Here is a 16989-nt window from a genome sequence, read left to right as displayed (position 1 = left end):
AGACGTAAAGGTCTCCTGATCTGCCTAAAAGATTAATTAATTTAAAAATGAAAATACAGAAAGTCGTTGCCCTTCAGTGCGCCGTTATCCTTTGCCTGGGAATGAGCTCATTAGGTTTTGCACAAGGTGAGAAGGGCATCAGTATCGATAAAATCATCGCGCGTGTAGATAATCACTACATACTTAATTCAGAATTACTGGAACGTCTAGCACAATTCAAAGAGAATGGTCAGAAAGCACCTGAAAAATGCCAGATTCTGGAATCCCTGATCATCAGCAAGTTACTCCTGGCCAAGGCTGAAATTGACTCGGTCATGGTAGAAGACAAGGAGGTAGACAATGACCTGGACGCCAAAATGGGCTATATGATCCAACGGTTTGGTTCTGAAAAAAACATTGTTGAAGCCTACGGTAAAAGCATTGATAACCTGAAAGCAGAACTTCGAAAAGATGTGAAGGAGCAAAAGGTTATAGAAAAAATGCAACGTACCATATCCGGGAACGTGAAGATTACCCCCAGTGACGTAAGAAAATTTTTTAATTCCATTCCCAAGGACAGCTTGCCCTACATTCCGGCCGAAGTAGAAATCGGACATATAGTTCGTAAGGGCACGGTTACCCAGGAACAAAAAGAAAAATTACGTAACCAGTTGCTGGACCTGAAGGCGAAAGCTGAAAAAGGGGAAGACTTTGCCATGCTTGCACAGATTTATTCGGAGGATGTGGGTTCTGCAAAAAATGGTGGGGATCTGAACTTCGCCAAACGTGGCGCAATGCTTCCCGAATTTGAGGGAGCTGCACTGGCACTTAAGCCTGGCGAGCTATCCAACATCGTTGAAACACAATACGGCTTTCACCTGATCAAACTGATTGAAACAAGGGGTGCCGAGTACCATGCACGTCACATTCTGTTGCGGCCGGATTACAACAAAGGTACCGACATGACTTTTGCCACCAAATACCTGGATAGCCTCAAAGTACTGATCGAAAAGGATACGCTCAGTTTTGCGAAAGCAGCTCTGAATAACTCCGAAGATAAACTAACTTCTGAAACAGGAGGACTTCTTTCAGATCCCCAAACAGGAATCTCCCGTCTTACGCTTGATGCCTCGATGGATCCGGCGCTTTATTTTGCCATTGACACCATGAAGGTGGGCTCATACAGTAAACCCATTTCATATAGGATGGAAGATGGTAGCAGTGCAATGCGGATTATCTGGTATAAAAGTAAATCAGAACCGCATACCGCTAATTTGAAGGAAGATTATGAAAAGCTGGCCCAGATCGTGCTGAACAACAAGCGCAATAATGCTTTGGAAGAATGGTTTAAAAAGGCGCAAGGCGATGTGTTTATCAGCGTTGAACCCGAATTCAAAAATTGCAGTATACTCGGGCTCGCCTCGGCTGACGACATTTAGAATGGGCTGACAGATCATTCCGGTAGCACTTATAAGATCATCACTCTCAATTATCAGGAATTACAACCATAAATAGCTATTGTGAAATACTCATCGGACGTTGAAGCAGCTGAGGCTATGAAAGTAGCTTACGATAAAATAAGAGCTGAAATAGGTAAGGTCATCATCGGGCAGGACGAAGTTGTAAAAAAATTACTGACTGCGATTTTTTGCCAGGGCCATTGCCTGTTGGTGGGTGTACCGGGACTTGCAAAAACGCTTCTCATCCAAACCATTGCTTCTTCACTGGACCTGAAATTCAACCGTATCCAGTTTACCCCGGACCTAATGCCGTCTGACATTCTGGGATCTGAAACACTGGATCAGAACCGCAATTTCAAATTTATCAGGGGACCGATATTTGCGAATATTATCCTCGCAGATGAAATAAACCGGACACCTCCCAAAACGCAATCGGCTCTTTTGGAAGCCATGCAGGAATATTCGGTAACCATCGCAGGGGAAAAACATTCTCTTGAAAGGCCATTCTTCGTTCTGGCAACACAAAACCCGATTGAACAGGAAGGAACCTACCCGCTTCCCGAAGCCCAACTCGACAGGTTCATGTTTATGATCCAGCTCGACTACCCTTCTTATGCGGAAGAAGTAAATATTGTTAAAAGTACAACCAACGATGCTCGGTATCAGGTTCAGGAAGTGGTTTCCGCAGCAGAGATTATGGATTTTCAGCATTTGGTGCGCAGAGTTCCGGTCACGGATCATGTGATTGAATATGCCGTTAAACTTGTCCATAAAACAAGGCCAGGGTCAGCATTGGGTGGCAAAGACACCAGTGATTACCTGGAGTGGGGAGCCGGGCCACGTGCCTCGCAGGCATTGATCCTTGCCGCCAAGTGTAACGCACTGCTCTCAGGAAAATATTCGCCCGACATTGAAGATGTAAAATCCGTTGCATTACCTGTACTGCGGCATAGAATTATCCGTAATTTCAAAGCAGAGGCAGAAGGAATATCCGTGGATGACATTATTGCACGTCTGGTCTAGCGCCAGACTTTTTTTAAAGAATTCCCAACTTGTGCCGGTCAGCGATGATGCGGCACAAATTTTTTCCACCCCTCATATTCAACAGTACTAGCACTTTTTTCTAACCCCCATCAAAATGGCTATACAGGGAAAAAACATCATTGGTTACTCCGTATCTTCAGAAAACCCCCGCACCTTCAAATCATACGTACCTGCTTCCGGATCAGGGCTTCCCGAACAATTTCATGCGGCAACCCTGGAAGAAGTAAATCGGGCAACGGCTTTGGCTGATAAGGCCTTCAGCAGCTATTCCCAAATAGCACCATCCAAACGTGCCGACTTCCTTTGTGCGATATGTGACGAAATACTGGCTGCAGGTGATGAGTTACTTGAGCGGGCCAGTCTGGAAACAGGCCTACCTATTGCACGATTGCAGGGAGAACGCGCCAGGACCATCAATCAATTGACACAATTTGCCGACTTGCTTCGGGAAGGATCCTGGGTAGAGGCCTGCATTGACACGGCCATGCCAGATCGCACACCGCTGCCAAAGCCGGATATCCGAAAAAAACTCATCCCTATCGGTCCCGTTGTCGTGTTTGGATCCAGCAATTTCCCCTTTGCCTATTCTGTTGCCGGCGTGGATACGGGTCCGGCGCTGGCCGCTGGCAATCCTGTGATCGTAAAAGCGCATCCCGCGCACCCCGGCGTTTGCGACCTCACCGCACAGGCCATTGTGGCCGCCGCCAAAAGAACCGGCATGCCGGATGGTGTTTTTTCCATGCTTTATGATGACGGGTATGAAGTGGGCGCCGCACTTGTGAAGCATCCTGTGAGTAGGGCCGTAGGATTTACGGGATCAATCAGGGGGGGAATGGCTTTGCATAAACTGGCTCAGGAACGTGCCGAACCGATTTCAGTATTTGCTGAAATGGGAAGCGTCAATCCGGTTGTGGTACTCCCCGAATATCTTAAACAAAATGCAATAAAACTTGCGAAAACACTTGCTGCATCCGTAACACTCGGTGCCGGTCAGTTTTGCACCAATCCGGGGCTTATTTTTGTAACCAAAACCGAAGGTCTGGATTTGTTCGAGGAAAATTATAAAAAAGAAATTCTCCGGACACCGCCCGCTACGATGCTTACTGCAGGGATTTGTAATAACTTTTACAAATTACGACAGGAGGTGTTTAACCAGAGTGACGTAGATGCATTTGCTGTTTCTACTGAAAGTTCAGGCCTCGAAACCCAGTCACAAGCTTCAGTAGCACGTGTGCGTGGTAAAAGTTTTATAGCCAATCCTAAACTGCATGAAGAAGTCTTCGGACCATTTTCCTTATTGATCGTTTGTGAAAATACCCGGGAGCTGCACGAGGCTGTTTCAACGCTTCAGGGCCAATTAACCACATCATTGATGGCCGAACAGGATGAAGCATTCCGAAACCTGGATCTGATTCAAGATTTGTCCAAAATATGTGGCCGGTTTATCATGAACGGAGTTCCTACGGGCGTGGAAGTGTGCCCATCCATGCACCATGGCGGTCCGTTTCCTTCCGCAACCGATGCACGGTTTACCTCCGTCGGACGTCATTCAATCCTAAGGTTTGTAAGGCCACAATCCTATCAGGACTGGCCGGATGCCCTCCTACCCGATGAGCTGAAAAACGACAATCCCTTGGGCATATACAGGCTGTTAAATAATGAACTGAGCCGGGAAAAAATAAGAAGTTAAAAGAAATAAGGAGTTAAGTAGTCAGCTGTGATGTAAGGCCTCTAACGGTTGCCCAAAGCCAGCCACAAAGGCAGTGTTTACGAAACCCAAAAAGATTCATATCCAGTCCAATAACCGCCCGCTGATAGCCAACCGCCCATTAACCATGTCAAGAACTTACCATATTCTCAACGGCGATGCACTGTATGATTTTTTTCCTGAAATTCTAGCCGGAGAGATTATCGTGGCCCGGGAATGCCTGATTGACGGGCCACTTACCGGCGAAAATCTGCCTAAATTCTGGGAGACCAGAGCGCAGTTTATCGCTACGGAATACAACGAAAGCAAAGACTCCTATTTCGCGGATGTGGTATCAGAATTTGAAAAAATCCTTACTATACCTGCCGGTTCCGAAATAAATTTATGGTTTGAAGAAGATCTTTTCTGCCAGGTTAACCTCTGGTTTTGCGCATCACTTTTGCTACAGGTGGCAGATTCCTGCACGATGTACCTTATAAAACCGCCATTGACCAATGGTGAGCCAAACTGGGGCGGTTTTGGCGCTCTGGGAATAAATGGGCTGGCCGATGCATACCAGACCAGACAAAAAATTTCACCTGAGGAACTACGCTTACTTTCAAAGCTTTGGGAAACTTACAAAAGCGAAGACCGAATGGGTCTGGCAAAACTTGCAGGTACATCCGCTAACTTCCCCTTACTTCCAGAGGTAATAAAAGCGCAATTGGATCGGTTTTCGGCGGATGGCGTTTCCGGCAGACCTGAGAATGCATTGAAAACCATTATGAAAGAACTCGACACTACGGATTTCAAAACCATTTTCGCAGAGTTCGGCCGTCGTGAAGGAATTTATGGCTTTGGAGACTGGCAGGTGGAGAAATTGCTTAAAAAACTGGATCGCTCTACCTCTTCGGCACAATAGATTCGGGATAGCCTACTTCCACCAGAAACAACCCCTCTGCCGGTGCCTGTGCGCCAGCGTTTTTTCTATTTTTGGATAAAATGATTTGTTCAAAATCATGGGCAGATATTTTCCCGGAGCCTACATTTACCAGTGTTCCCACCACAGCCCTTACCATACCGCGTAAGAATCGATTGGCCTGAACTGAAAAAATAAGCATATCCCCCTCTTCATACCAAACTGCCTCGGTGATGGTACATCTGAAATTGTTGACATTGGTGTGAATCTTGCTAAAACTCTCAAAGTCATTGTGAATCAGCAACAGTGCGGCCGCTTCATTCATCTGCTTGATATCCAGTTCTGTGCGTAATAAATGAGATTGATTGATCAGAAATGGATTTTTGAAACGGGTAATCCGGTACTCGTAACGCCTGTGGGTGGCTGCAAACCGGGAATTAAGTTCATCCCCGACGGGTATCACTCTGCGGACTGCGATATCGTAAGGTATGAGCCCGTTCAGACTGTATACAAAACGTTCCAGATCGGCAATCTCCGGCGTAAAATCGAAATGGGCGAATTGCTGTTCGGCATGCACACCGGCATCCGTGCGGCTACTACCGGTAATTTCAACGGTTTGCCTGAGAATTTTACTTACTGCTTCTTCCAGCACCTGCTGAACCCCAAGGGAATTATTTTGCTTTTGCCAGCCATTGTAGGCCGTACCTTTGTAACTGAACTCGATAAAATAACGCATGGGGGCGAATTTAATACAACAGCAAGGAATTAGCTAACACGTATTTAATACAAACCTGGTCCATTCCAATTCGTTGTGAGTCAAGTATTGGTCATTTTTGCGAATATGAATTTGAGGGTACTAAATAAAATTAAAACTACATTTTGCGTAAAGAGTCTAAAATATTTCCGGGTTGACCGGAAGAAAGCTAACTTTGACCATTGATAATATTTTCAGTACGGTATGATTACGGAAGAGAAAAAAGAAGAGAAAAGCTTAAATTTCATTGAAGAAATTATTGATGCCGATCTGCAAGCGGGAAAATATAAAGAAATCATTACCAGGTTTCCACCGGAACCTAATGGCTATCTGCATATCGGACACGCATCCAGTATTTGCCTGAACTTCGGGCTGACCAAAACATTTCAGGGTTATACCAACCTCCGTTTTGACGATACAAACCCTACCACTGAGGATACGGAATATGTAGAAAGCATTAAAAATGACATCCGTTGGATGGGCTTTGAATGGAAAAATGAACTTTACGCCTCTGATTATTTCGATACTCTTTATGAATACGCAAAAACGCTGATCAGAAAAGATCTGGCGTATGTTGACGATTCTACTTCCGAAGAGATTGCCACATTGAAGGGTACTCCCACCGAACCCGGAAAAGACAGCCCATACCGCAGCAGGAGCATTGAGGAAAACTTATCCCTTTTTGAACAGATGAAGAACGGCGACTTCCCGGATGGAAGCCGAACGCTCCGCGCCAAAATTGACATGGCACATCTGAATATGCTCATGCGTGATCCCATCCTGTACCGAATCAAACATGCACACCATCACCGTACGGGCGATGCCTGGTGTATTTATCCGATGTACGATTTTGCCCATGGTCAAAGTGATTCCATTGAAAATGTAACCCATTCGATATGCACACTCGAATTTGTACCGCATCGGGAACTATACGACTGGCTTATTGACAAGCTGGAGATTTATCCGTCACATCAATATGAGTTTGCCCGCCGAAACCTGAATTACACCATTACCAGCAAACGAAAACTGCTGCAACTGGTGCAGGAAGGACATGTAAATGGCTGGGATGACCCCAGGATGCCGACGATCAGCGGGCTTCGCCGGCGCGGTTACACGCCCGAAAGTATCCGCGATTTCTGTGACCGGATCGGTGTTGCCAGACGGGAAAACATGATTGATGTGGGTTTGCTGGAGTTTTGTGTTCGGGAAGATCTGAACAAAAAAGCGCTTCGCAGAATGGTGGTACTGGATCCGTTGAAAGTGGTGATCACCAATTTCCCGGAAGAAATTTCGGAGATCTGCCACAGCGAAAATAACCCCGAGGACATTGCTGCCGGCATGCGGGAAATACCTCTTACACGTGAGATCTACATCGAAAAGGAGGATTTCATGGAAACGCCTTCCAAAAAATATTTCAGGCTTGCCCCGGGCAAAATGGTGCGGCTTAAAGGTGCCTACATCATTCAGTGTGACGACTTTGTAAAAGCCGAAAATGGGGAAATTACAGAAGTACACTGCTCCTTTATCGAAAACAGTAAGAGTGGTCAGGATGCCACAGGAATTAATGTTAAAGGAACTTTGCACTGGGTGTCTGCCGCTCATGCAGTTCCCGTTGAAATCCGGCTGTACGACAGGCTCTTTTCCGTGGAGGATCCAACTTCCGGAGAGGGCGATTTTAAGGATTACATCAATCCTGACTCCCTCCATGTGATTACCGGATATGCCGAGCCCGCCCTGATAGAGGCAACCACAGGTGAATCCTTTCAATTTTTACGCAAGGGGTATTTTGCGCTGGATCAGGATAGTGCGCCTGACAAACTGGTATTTAACAGAACCGTGACCTTAAGAGATAACTGGGCAAAAGCTGGGGAAAAATAAGTAGCAAAGGGTTCTCGAAAAAGCAGAACGTTTCTACGCTAAGCACGCAGGGGATATACTGCGTGCTTTTGCTTTATTGCTGATCCCCACACCTGCTTCCTCAGAAATGGAAATAAAAATCAAGTTTCCATGGAAATGAAATTTTTCTTCTAAATATAATTAGAATGCTTTTAAATAAACTTGCCTGAAACAAAGTTTGCCCCTATCTTTGCGGAAAGATTTCCACGATTTATACCAGCTTGCAGTGAATAACCCGAATGAATTGTTCAGCACCTCCAAAGGTTACAGTTTTCAGTGTGATGTTACTTCCAGAATTGTGATTCACTTCAGTGAAATTCAAGCCTCATTCCGCATCCAGGACTTTCTCAATTTTCGCCGTTTCGTTAACAAAATAGATATCCGCAGCCGGATTTTCGACCTGTCGGATGAATCTGATTATGAGTTTGTTGAAGCCCCTCAGCTGAACATATATGCCAAACTAACGCTCTGCGAACTGATCCAGCTCCGGGACTTAATCAACGGAACCCACTTCGCCATAGAACTGAACTCCCTGCTCCATGAGCTTATTTATCAAGAATCAGAACTAGTCTAAATAGCTGATTCCCTTCATTTTAGACCAATTCCAAATTTGACGTATCCGCTTGTAGTGATGAACTTTCCTGTGATCTTTGTGCTTATCATTACGAAAGCATAAAATTTTACATAGATCATGAAAGACCTACTTAGAGCACGCACTTCCTTGAAGGAAGAAATAGAGATACTTTTGAACAGTCAGGTTAAAATGGAAGCAGAAGCTTCGTCCAAATATCTGGCGATGGCTTCCTGGTGTGACCGTAACGGATACAGAAACAGCGCAAAATATTTTATAAAGCAAGCCGGCGAAGAACGGGAGCACATGATGAAGATATTCAATTACATCATGACCGTAGGCGGTACTGCGGTATCTCCTGAAGTTCCGGCGGTGAGGCAGGAGTTCGCTTCTTTCAGAAGCGTTTTTGAAGCGGCTCTGCAAAGCGAGATCAGCGTAACGCATGCCATCAACAGAATTGTTACACAGAGCCGCAGAGAAGAAGATTATGCAACCGAAAATTTCCTTCAATGGTTTGTGAATGAACAAATCGAAGAAGAAGACAACGCACGCCGCGCTGTTGAACTTTTCGATGTGATCGGTGAGGATGGTACCGGACGCTATCAGATAGACAAAGCCATTGCCAAAATAGGTTCTGACGAGTAATCATAATTGCCAGATATCATTTTAAGGAAGGCTGCACAGCACTGTGCGGCCTTTTTTGTTTTTAATTAAGTTCTTATTTGTGCTTCGCACATGGTGTTTAAAATATCTCTTCATCCTCATTTGAATAAGCCATAACGGAAACTGACCAAAGTCATAGTTTTAGCAGGCTCAGGTCATCTCCGCTCCCACTCATTTCCGGCAATTTTGAGGTGCTGCTGACATCCGGCCAAATCCGACTTCCGCAGCCCGATCACCAATCAGAAAGCTGGTTAAAATCATGAACGTAACGGAAATTTCAAAGGGAGAAATAAAGGACAAAACCACGGTTTGTTATCATTGCGGCGAGGATTGTAAGGATGAAATTATAACTTTAGATGCCCATAGTTTTTGTTGTGATGGGTGCAGTGCCGTATACGACCTGCTAAAAGAGAATGACCTTTGCACTTATTACCAGATTGATGGGCCACAGGGCGTATCTCCGGACGAATCCTTTTTTAAGGGCAAATACGACTATCTGGATTTGCCTGATGTAGCTCAGAAAATACTGGAATTCACTGACGGCCGGCTGTCCCAAGTGAACCTACTGGTACCTAAAATGCACTGCAGTTCGTGCATCTGGCTATTGGAACAACTTTACCGCCTGAACCCAGCCATCCGGAGCTCCGTGGTGAATTTTCCGGAGAAAAAAGTGCGGATCACCTTCGACTCCACCCTCATTAAGCTCAGCCAGGTGGCCGAGCTCATGACCCGGATTGGCTATGAGCCGTATATTAGCCTCAATGACGTCCAGGGCAAACAGATTGGTAAATGGAACCGTACAAGACTTTACAAGATCGGAATTGCCGGTTTTTGTTTCGGCAATATCATGATGCTGAGTTTTCCGGAGTATTTCAGTTTGGGGCAAGATACACCCGACCCGCAGTTACGGCTTGTATTTGATTTGCTCAACCTTGGATTAAGCCTTCCGGTATTATTCTATTGTGCGTCTGATTTCTTCAAATCAGCATGGACCGCATTGAAAGGTCGATACCTCAACATTGATGCACCTCTGGCACTGGCAATGCTTTCAGTATTTTCAATCAGTCTTTACCAGATTGTAGCACACACAGGCCCCGGTTATTTCGATTCTTTCACGGGTGCTGTTTTTTTCCTTTTAGTAGGCCGATATTTTCAGGATAAAACCTACGCAGGAATTTCATTTGACCGGGACTACAAATCTTATTTCCCGGTTGCCGTTTCTGTAATAACAGGTTCAACCGAAACTCAAAAACAGATTACCGAGCTTAATGAAGGCGAAAGGATGCTCATCCGGAACGAGGAGCTTATTCCCACGGACGCCACATTATTAAGCCCACAAGCCATGATCGATTACAGCTTCGTTTCGGGCGAGGCTGAACCCGTAGAACGCAGGAAAGGCGACATCATCTACGCGGGTGGCAAACAGACCGGCACTTCCATTGAACTGGAAGTGTTGCGTAAGGTTTCACAAAGTTACCTCACACAACTTTGGAATAACGACACCTTCACAAAGGACAAAGAGGATCAACAGCAAACCCTGGCTGCACGTATCAACCGCTACTTCTCCGTGACCGTGCTAATCATTGCCCTGACGACATTTCTTTTCTGGTTTTTTGTTAAAAATGAGCCCGAAACGGCGTTTCTTTCGTTCACCACCTGTCTGCTGGTAGCGTGTCCATGTGCTTTGCTACTGTCATCCACATTTACCAACGGGAATCTGGTGGCACTCTTCGGCAAAAACCATTTTTATCCGAAAAATGCCCATACCATAGAGCGACTGGCAAAGATTGACACCATCGTATTTGATAAGACCGGAACAATCACCCGGTCAGGCGACGCCGACATTAGTTTTATCGGCCCGGAATTATCGGAAGATGAACAGATCATGGTGAAAACGCTCGCTGCACAATCATCTCATCCACTGAGCAGGATGCTTGTCAAAAGTCTCAGTAACGTCATACCCAGCAAAAGAGCCTTAACGAATTATTCCGAAGTAAGCGGAGCGGGTATGCGCGCTATTTGGGGCAAAAGGGAGATCAAACTAGGCTCTGCCCATTGGATGGAGACGGATGCCACTCGTCCAAATCCGGAAGCAGGATCGAGTGTATTTTTTTCCATAGACGGCTTAGTTAGAGGTTATTTTGAAATAAAAAGCAAGTACAGAGCCGATCTTGCATACACGGTAGAGCGGTTACAAAAAGAGGAATTCCAGACCTACCTCCTTTCTGGTGATAAACCCACAGACCAACCCTTCCTATCCAGTATTTTTGGCCAGACTTCGCATCTTCTTTTTGAGCAAAAACCAGAACAGAAACTTCGTTTCATTGAAACGCTCCAGCGCCAGCAAGGACGCAATGTACTCATGGCTGGAGATGGATTGAACGACGCCGGAGCATTGCGACAAAGCGACGTTGGGGTGGCTGTATCGGACAATATAAACAATTTTTCACCCGCCTCGGATGCCATTATAGAAGGATCAAAACTTGTAAAGCTGCCTGCATTTATCCAACTGGCCAAATCGGGACAGAAAATAATTAAACTCAGCTTTGCTATTTCACTGCTATACAACCTAGGTGGTCTGGCATTTGCGGTTACAGGAAGCTTATCTCCCGTCATTGCTGCAATTCTGATGCCGTTAAGCTCGATTACCATTGTAGCTTTTACCACACTTGCCACAAACGCAACAGCCTCCAGATTACTTAAAAACTGATCATTATCAGTAATAAACATGGTTTAAAATCATCGGTACCTGACTCACTGGTGGGTAGTTTTGAGCCAGAAAACAGACAGTAATAAACAACCACAAGTAATTTAATTTCAACCACTTGAATCCATGAGCGCATTTTATATAATGATCGGAGTCAGTATGGCTATCGCATTTGTGTTTCTGGGGGCATTTATCTGGTCGGTACGAAAAGGACACTACGACGACGACTACACCCCATCCGTGCGCATACTCATGGATGACGTAAAGCCCGGTGACACCCTCACAGAACAGATTCCTGCACTGGCATCCGGAAAGGTCCTCGCCACAAGCTTTGCATCAAAGACTCGGAAGCCAAAAACAAAACTACCATAGATACTGCCATTACCTTACCACTCCCATCTTTTATTCACCAAAATTTACACTAACATGTCAAACGTTCCCCATCCAGGAATTGGGTCTGTACAACTGGACGAGTTTCAATATGACAACGCAATCGTTCGAAACTTCGCTATTGCCACCATTCTATTCGGACTTATTGGAATGCTCGTTGGGCTCCTTGCCGCGTTCCAGCTCGTTTTTCCCGACCTGAACATGGACTTGCCCTACTTAACATTCAGTAGAATCCGGCCATTACATACCAATGCCGTTATTTTTGCTTTTGTAGGAAATGGATTCTTCACTGGTCTTTATTATTCAGTACCGAGGGTTCTGCGAACTCCCATCTGGAGTACGACACTTAGTCGCTTCCACTTCTGGGCCTGGCAGTTTATCATCCTGGCGGCGGCTATTTCACTGCCCATGGGATTTACGACTTCCAAAGAATACGCTGAACTTGAATGGCCTATAGACATCGCCATTGCCGTGGTATGGGTTTCGGCACTGATCAACATCATCATGACGATGATCAACCGCCGCGTGGAGCACGTTTACGCTGCAGTATGGTTTTATGTTGCTTCATTTGTGACCGTTGCATTGCTACATGTGGTCAACAGCCTGGCGCTGCCGATCTCATTTTTCAAAAGCTATTCAATCTATGCAGGGGTGCAGGACGCCCTGGTGCAATGGTGGTACGGGCACAATGCGGTGGCATTTTTCCTTACAACACCTTATTTAGGATTGATGTATTACTTCCTTCCTAAAGCAGCCAATCGCCCTATTTATTCCTACCGCCTTTCCATTGTTCACTTCTGGGCGCTGATCTTCCTGTATATCTGGGCCGGTCCTCACCATTTACTTTATACCTCCCTGCCCGAATGGGCTCAGACACTCGGTACCGTATTTTCAGTAATGCTCATAGCACCTTCCTGGGGAGGTATGATGAACGGTCTGCTAACTTTGCGCGGCGCCTGGGATAAGGTAAGGGAAGACGTAGTATTAAAATTCTTCGTAGTAGCGATCACCGCCTACGGTATGGCTACTTTTGAAGGACCCATGTTGTCATTCAAAAATGTAAATGCCATTGCGCATTATACCGACTGGATCGTGGCACACGTGCACGTAGGTGCACTGGGATGGAATGGATTCCTTACGTTTGGTATGCTATACTGGCTTTTTCCTCGTCTATATAACCGTCCCCTGTTCTCCACAAAATTGGCCGGGTTTCACTTCTGGATAGGTACGCTGGGTATTCTATTCTATACTATACCGATGTATTGGGCAGGCTGGGTGCAAAGTTCCATGTGGAAGGAATTCACTCAGGAAGGCTTGCTGAAGTACCCTAATTTTCTAGAAACCGTTACACAGCTTGCACCGCTATACTTTCTGCGCAGTTTAGGTGGTACCTTATACATCATTGGTTTTATTACTATGATTTATAACCTCTGGATGACTGCCTTAAAAGGGGAATTCATTGGAGCAGAAACAGCCAAAGCCATGCCTTTGAATGCCATCTGGAACGCGCCAAAAAGCGAGCACTGGCACCGCAGACTGCTGGAACGCAGACCTTTGGCGCTTGTTATTTTCTCACTCATTGCCGTGGCTATTGGTGGGATGATCGAAATGATCCCAACCTTTATGATCAAGTCTAACATTCCTACGATAGAAAGTGTAAAACCATACTCGCCGCTTGAATTACAAGGTCGCGACCTGTACGTCCGGGAAGGGTGCTATACCTGTCATACCCAAATGATACGACCTTTCCGCTCCGAGATCGAAAGATATGGTGAATACTCCAAATCGGGAGAATTTGTCTACGACTTCCCGCACCAGTGGGGATCGAAACGCACCGGGCCGGATATCCATAGACTCGGCGGAAAATATCCAGATTCCTGGCATTACAACCACATGGAAGACCCAACAAGCATGTCGCCGGGATCCATCATGCCAAGATATGGCTGGCTTTTGGAAGACGATCTGGATACAAGCACCACCGCCGCCAAAATACGCGCCATGCAGACATTGGGCGTACCCTATGAGGAAGGTTATGATCAGATTGCCAACGTGGAGCTGCACAAGCAGGCCAAGGAAATCCAGGCCAGATTAAAACAGAGTGGAATTAAGGCCAATGAAAACAAAGAAATCATTGCCCTCATTGCTTACCTGCAACGTTTGGGAACGGACATTAAAACGACCAAATGAAGACCGGACCACTTGCTAATCTTTCATTCTATCCTTCATTTCCATTATCATGAAATTTCGAACATACCTTGAGACCATTGCCGGAATAGGCATTTTCCCACTGATCTCACTCATTATATTCTTTGTATTTTTTGTCTCCCTGCTACTCTACGTGTTTAAGCTGGATAGAAAATCCGTTGAGCGTATGAGCAATATTCCACTGAGCGACGGCATCGTCAAAAAAACCTTACTCTCCGGACTGCTGATTGTTTTAGCAACTTTTTCCGCCTCGGCACAGGCGGAAGAAGTTCCGCTCCGAACCATCTCAGGATGGGATCTGATACTGATTGTCATTCTGGTGATCCTGTTATTCGTTACGGTTCTGGTGCTGATCCTTCTGTTCGACGCCCTGGCCCTTTTCAAAAAACTTAACGATCCGGAAGGCACCAAGGAACCCACAGGACTATTTAGTAAACACTGGTGGCAAAATTTCCGCGGTCTAGGAGTTGCCCTCAGTGATGAGAAAAAAATCCTGATTGACGGCCATGATTATGATGGAATCCAGGAGCTTGACAACCGCATGCCGCCCTGGCTTCAATCCCTGTTTGTAGGAACGGTAATCATTGCAATCTTCTATTCAGCCTACTATTTCAGTGGCATGGGCGACTTACAACTCGCCGAACTTGATAAGGAAATCGCCTATGCCGAAGTTGAGAAAAAGGCATACATGGAGAAAGTCGGTGCCAGTATGGACGAAAACACCGTTACCATGCTAAAAGCAGATGCCGACATCACACAGGGGAAAACTATTTTTCAGGAAAAATGTGCCGCTTGTCATGCAGCTGACGGCGGGGGCTCGGTAGGGCCAAATTTGACCGACGGATATTGGCTTCACGGTGGATCAATAAATAGTATCTTCAAGGTCATCAAATATGGCGTACCCGAAAAAGGTATGATCTCCTGGGAAAAACAGCTTTCCCCTACTGATATACAAAAAGTGGCCAGTTATGTGATATCACTGAAAGGAACCAAGCCTGCCAGCCCCAAAGAACCACAAGGTGAGCTATTTGAAGAAGACGCGAAAGGAACTTTGAAGGATAGCACGGTTGCGGCCAGATGATCATAATGGGTCAAATTGTTTTATTGTAGCCCGTAGTGCGGTTAAATGGTTAATCAGGCAAATGCAACAGCCATTCAGAACCCCTACCCTAGTGTCGCGTGGAGGCCATCCATTCAACCACGCTTCACATCGTAATCGGTTCCCAATTCAATGTGTAACAGAAAATCCGACTGCAGATAACGACCCGATTTAACAACAATACTGATGTCACAAGCAAATATCCATACATCCGATCATGACGATTCTTTCCGCGATCATTTCAGCGGGGTAAGCGAAGATGGGAAACGGAACTGGTTTTATCCACAGAAACCGAAAGGCATCTGGCACAACCGTCGGGTATGGTTTACGGTGGTTATACTTACACTTCTTTTTGTAACTCCGTTTGTCAAATACAACGGGCAACCATTGTTGCTGTTTAACGTGCTGGAACGAAAATTCATCATTTTCGGATTATTCATCGGCCCTCAGGATTATTGGCTCTTTGGCCTTACCATGCTTTCCTTCATGGTCTTTATTGTATTGTTTACCACTGTATTTGGGCGGTTGTGGTGTGGTTGGGCCTGCCCGCAAACCGTTTTTATGGAAATGGTGTTCCGTAAAATCGAATATGCTATTGAAGGTGACCGGCCCCAGCAGATCGCCTTAAATAAAGCACCCTGGAATACAGATAAAATCATCAAAAAAGGATCAAAATACCTGTTGTTCCTGTTGGTTTCCTTTTTGATAGCCAACCTGCTTTTATCATACATCATTGGGGTGGATGAGCTCTCGGTAATTATACGTGAGCCACTTGATGCTCACATGCCGCTATTCTTGGGCCTCGTTGCTTTTACAGCCATATTTTATATCAATTTTGCATGGCTTCGTGATCAGGCTTGCACGGTGGTTTGCCCTTATGGCCGCCTTCAGGGAGTGCTTTTGGATCGGAATTCGATCGTGGTGGCCTATGATTACGAACGTGGCGAACCAAGAGGTAAGCTGCACAAAGGTCAGACCAGAGACGACGGAGATTGCATCAATTGCCACCAATGCGTTGCGGTGTGCCCCACAGGAATTGATATTCGAAACGGCACACAAATGGAGTGCGTCAACTGTACGGCTTGTATTGATGCTTGTGATTCCATTATGGATAAAGTTGGTTTTGAGCCCGGGTTGATCCGCTATACTTCGGAAAATGCTATCGTAAACTCAACAAAAAAACTGATCACAACCCGGGTAATCGGCTATGCCATTGTGTTGGCTCTGTTATGGTCAGCACTTGGTTTTATGATCATATCACGAACCGATACCGAAACCCTGCTTTTGAGAGCACCCGGCAGCCAGTATATTGAAAACCAGGATGGTACGATCAGCAATCTTTATACTTTCAAAATTTTCAATAAAACAAACCACCTGGTACAACCCCGCATTCTGCTGGAATCTCATAAAGGAAAGTTGCTGTTCGCCGGAAAACCTGACCTTACGCTGCAGGGAGCGGGAATGGCCGAAGGCACTTTGTTCATCATCGTACCCAAAAGCGAATTAAAAGCCCGAAAAACCAAAATAAGGTTATCCGTATACCAGGGATCAAACAAACTGGAAGATTTCGAGACCACCTTCATGGCACCCGAAGAGTAAAGAATTTGTAACCGAA

The 16989-nt window shown here is 45.7% G+C and carries 13 protein-coding genes; 12 read left to right on the top strand and 1 reads right to left on the bottom strand.

What is annotated here, in order from left to right; genetic code table 11:
* The first annotated feature begins 47 nt into the window (after positions 1 to 47).
* The 4 genes from DYADSP32_RS27345 to DYADSP32_RS27330 all read left to right on the top strand — a co-directional run bounded on the left by DYADSP32_RS27345 (position 48) and on the right by DYADSP32_RS27330 (position 5092).
* Complete coding sequence (locus DYADSP32_RS27345; RefSeq protein WP_149239787.1) at positions 48 to 1418, top strand: peptidylprolyl isomerase; 1371 nt, start codon at positions 48 to 50, stop codon at positions 1416 to 1418.
* 81 nt (positions 1419 to 1499) lie between these two features.
* Positions 1500 to 2462 carry an AAA family ATPase gene (locus DYADSP32_RS27340; RefSeq protein ID WP_149239788.1) on the top strand — a complete coding sequence of 321 codons (963 nt, stop codon included), beginning with the start codon at positions 1500 to 1502 and terminating at the stop codon, positions 2460 to 2462.
* A 115-nt stretch (positions 2463 to 2577) separates the two neighbouring features.
* A complete protein-coding gene (locus DYADSP32_RS27335) occupies positions 2578 to 4173 on the top strand; it encodes an aldehyde dehydrogenase (NADP(+)) (protein WP_149239789.1) in 1596 nt (531 codons plus the stop codon).
* A 145-nt stretch (positions 4174 to 4318) separates the two neighbouring features.
* Positions 4319 to 5092, top strand: coding sequence for a DUF1835 domain-containing protein (locus DYADSP32_RS27330; RefSeq protein WP_149239790.1), 774 nt, complete (start codon positions 4319 to 4321; stop codon positions 5090 to 5092).
* Here DYADSP32_RS27330 and truA read toward each other — a convergent pair.
* Positions 5073 to 5825: a tRNA pseudouridine(38-40) synthase TruA gene (gene truA / locus DYADSP32_RS27325; RefSeq protein ID WP_149239791.1), complete on the bottom strand. Its 753-nt coding sequence runs from the start codon at positions 5823 to 5825 to the stop codon at positions 5073 to 5075. The two genes, DYADSP32_RS27330 and truA, sit on opposite strands and share 20 nt — an antisense overlap.
* Before the next feature lie 222 nt (positions 5826 to 6047).
* On the opposite strand from truA, the gene DYADSP32_RS27320 reads away from it, so the two are divergent.
* From DYADSP32_RS27320 to ccoG, 8 genes are all read left to right on the top strand, one after another.
* Entirely contained in the window at positions 6048 to 7721 is a 1674-nt protein-coding gene (locus DYADSP32_RS27320; protein ID WP_149239792.1) for a glutamine--tRNA ligase/YqeY domain fusion protein, read from the top strand.
* 208 nt (positions 7722 to 7929) lie between these two features.
* Positions 7930 to 8313 carry a hypothetical protein gene (locus DYADSP32_RS27315; RefSeq protein WP_414618097.1) on the top strand — a complete coding sequence of 128 codons (384 nt, stop codon included), beginning with the start codon at positions 7930 to 7932 and terminating at the stop codon, positions 8311 to 8313.
* A gap of 117 nt (positions 8314 to 8430) precedes the next feature.
* Entirely contained in the window at positions 8431 to 8955 is a 525-nt protein-coding gene (locus DYADSP32_RS27310; protein ID WP_149239794.1) for a ferritin, read from the top strand.
* Between the two features lie 277 nt (positions 8956 to 9232).
* Positions 9233 to 11683, top strand: coding sequence for a heavy metal translocating P-type ATPase metal-binding domain-containing protein (locus tag DYADSP32_RS27305; protein ID WP_149239795.1), 2451 nt, complete (start codon positions 9233 to 9235; stop codon positions 11681 to 11683).
* A 123-nt stretch (positions 11684 to 11806) separates the two neighbouring features.
* Entirely contained in the window at positions 11807 to 12052 is a 246-nt protein-coding gene (ccoS, locus tag DYADSP32_RS27300) for a cbb3-type cytochrome oxidase assembly protein CcoS (protein WP_149239796.1), read from the top strand.
* Between the two features lie 54 nt (positions 12053 to 12106).
* Positions 12107 to 14257 carry a cytochrome-c oxidase, cbb3-type subunit I gene (gene ccoN, locus DYADSP32_RS27295; RefSeq protein WP_149239797.1) on the top strand — a complete coding sequence of 717 codons (2151 nt, stop codon included), beginning with the start codon at positions 12107 to 12109 and terminating at the stop codon, positions 14255 to 14257.
* Between the two features lie 49 nt (positions 14258 to 14306).
* A complete protein-coding gene (locus DYADSP32_RS27290) occupies positions 14307 to 15356 on the top strand; it encodes a c-type cytochrome (RefSeq protein WP_149239798.1) in 1050 nt (349 codons plus the stop codon).
* 204 nt (positions 15357 to 15560) lie between these two features.
* The gene (gene ccoG / locus DYADSP32_RS27285) at positions 15561 to 16973 is read left to right on the top strand and encodes a cytochrome c oxidase accessory protein CcoG (RefSeq protein WP_149239799.1); all 1413 of its coding nucleotides are present in this window, start codon (positions 15561 to 15563) and stop codon (positions 16971 to 16973) included.
* Positions 16974 to 16989 lie beyond the last annotated feature (16 nt).

The organism is Dyadobacter sp. 32 (genome assembly GCF_902506755.1).
GTDB lineage: Bacteria > Bacteroidota > Bacteroidia > Cytophagales > Spirosomataceae > Dyadobacter.
This window is presented reverse-complemented; position numbering and strand designations above follow the sequence as displayed.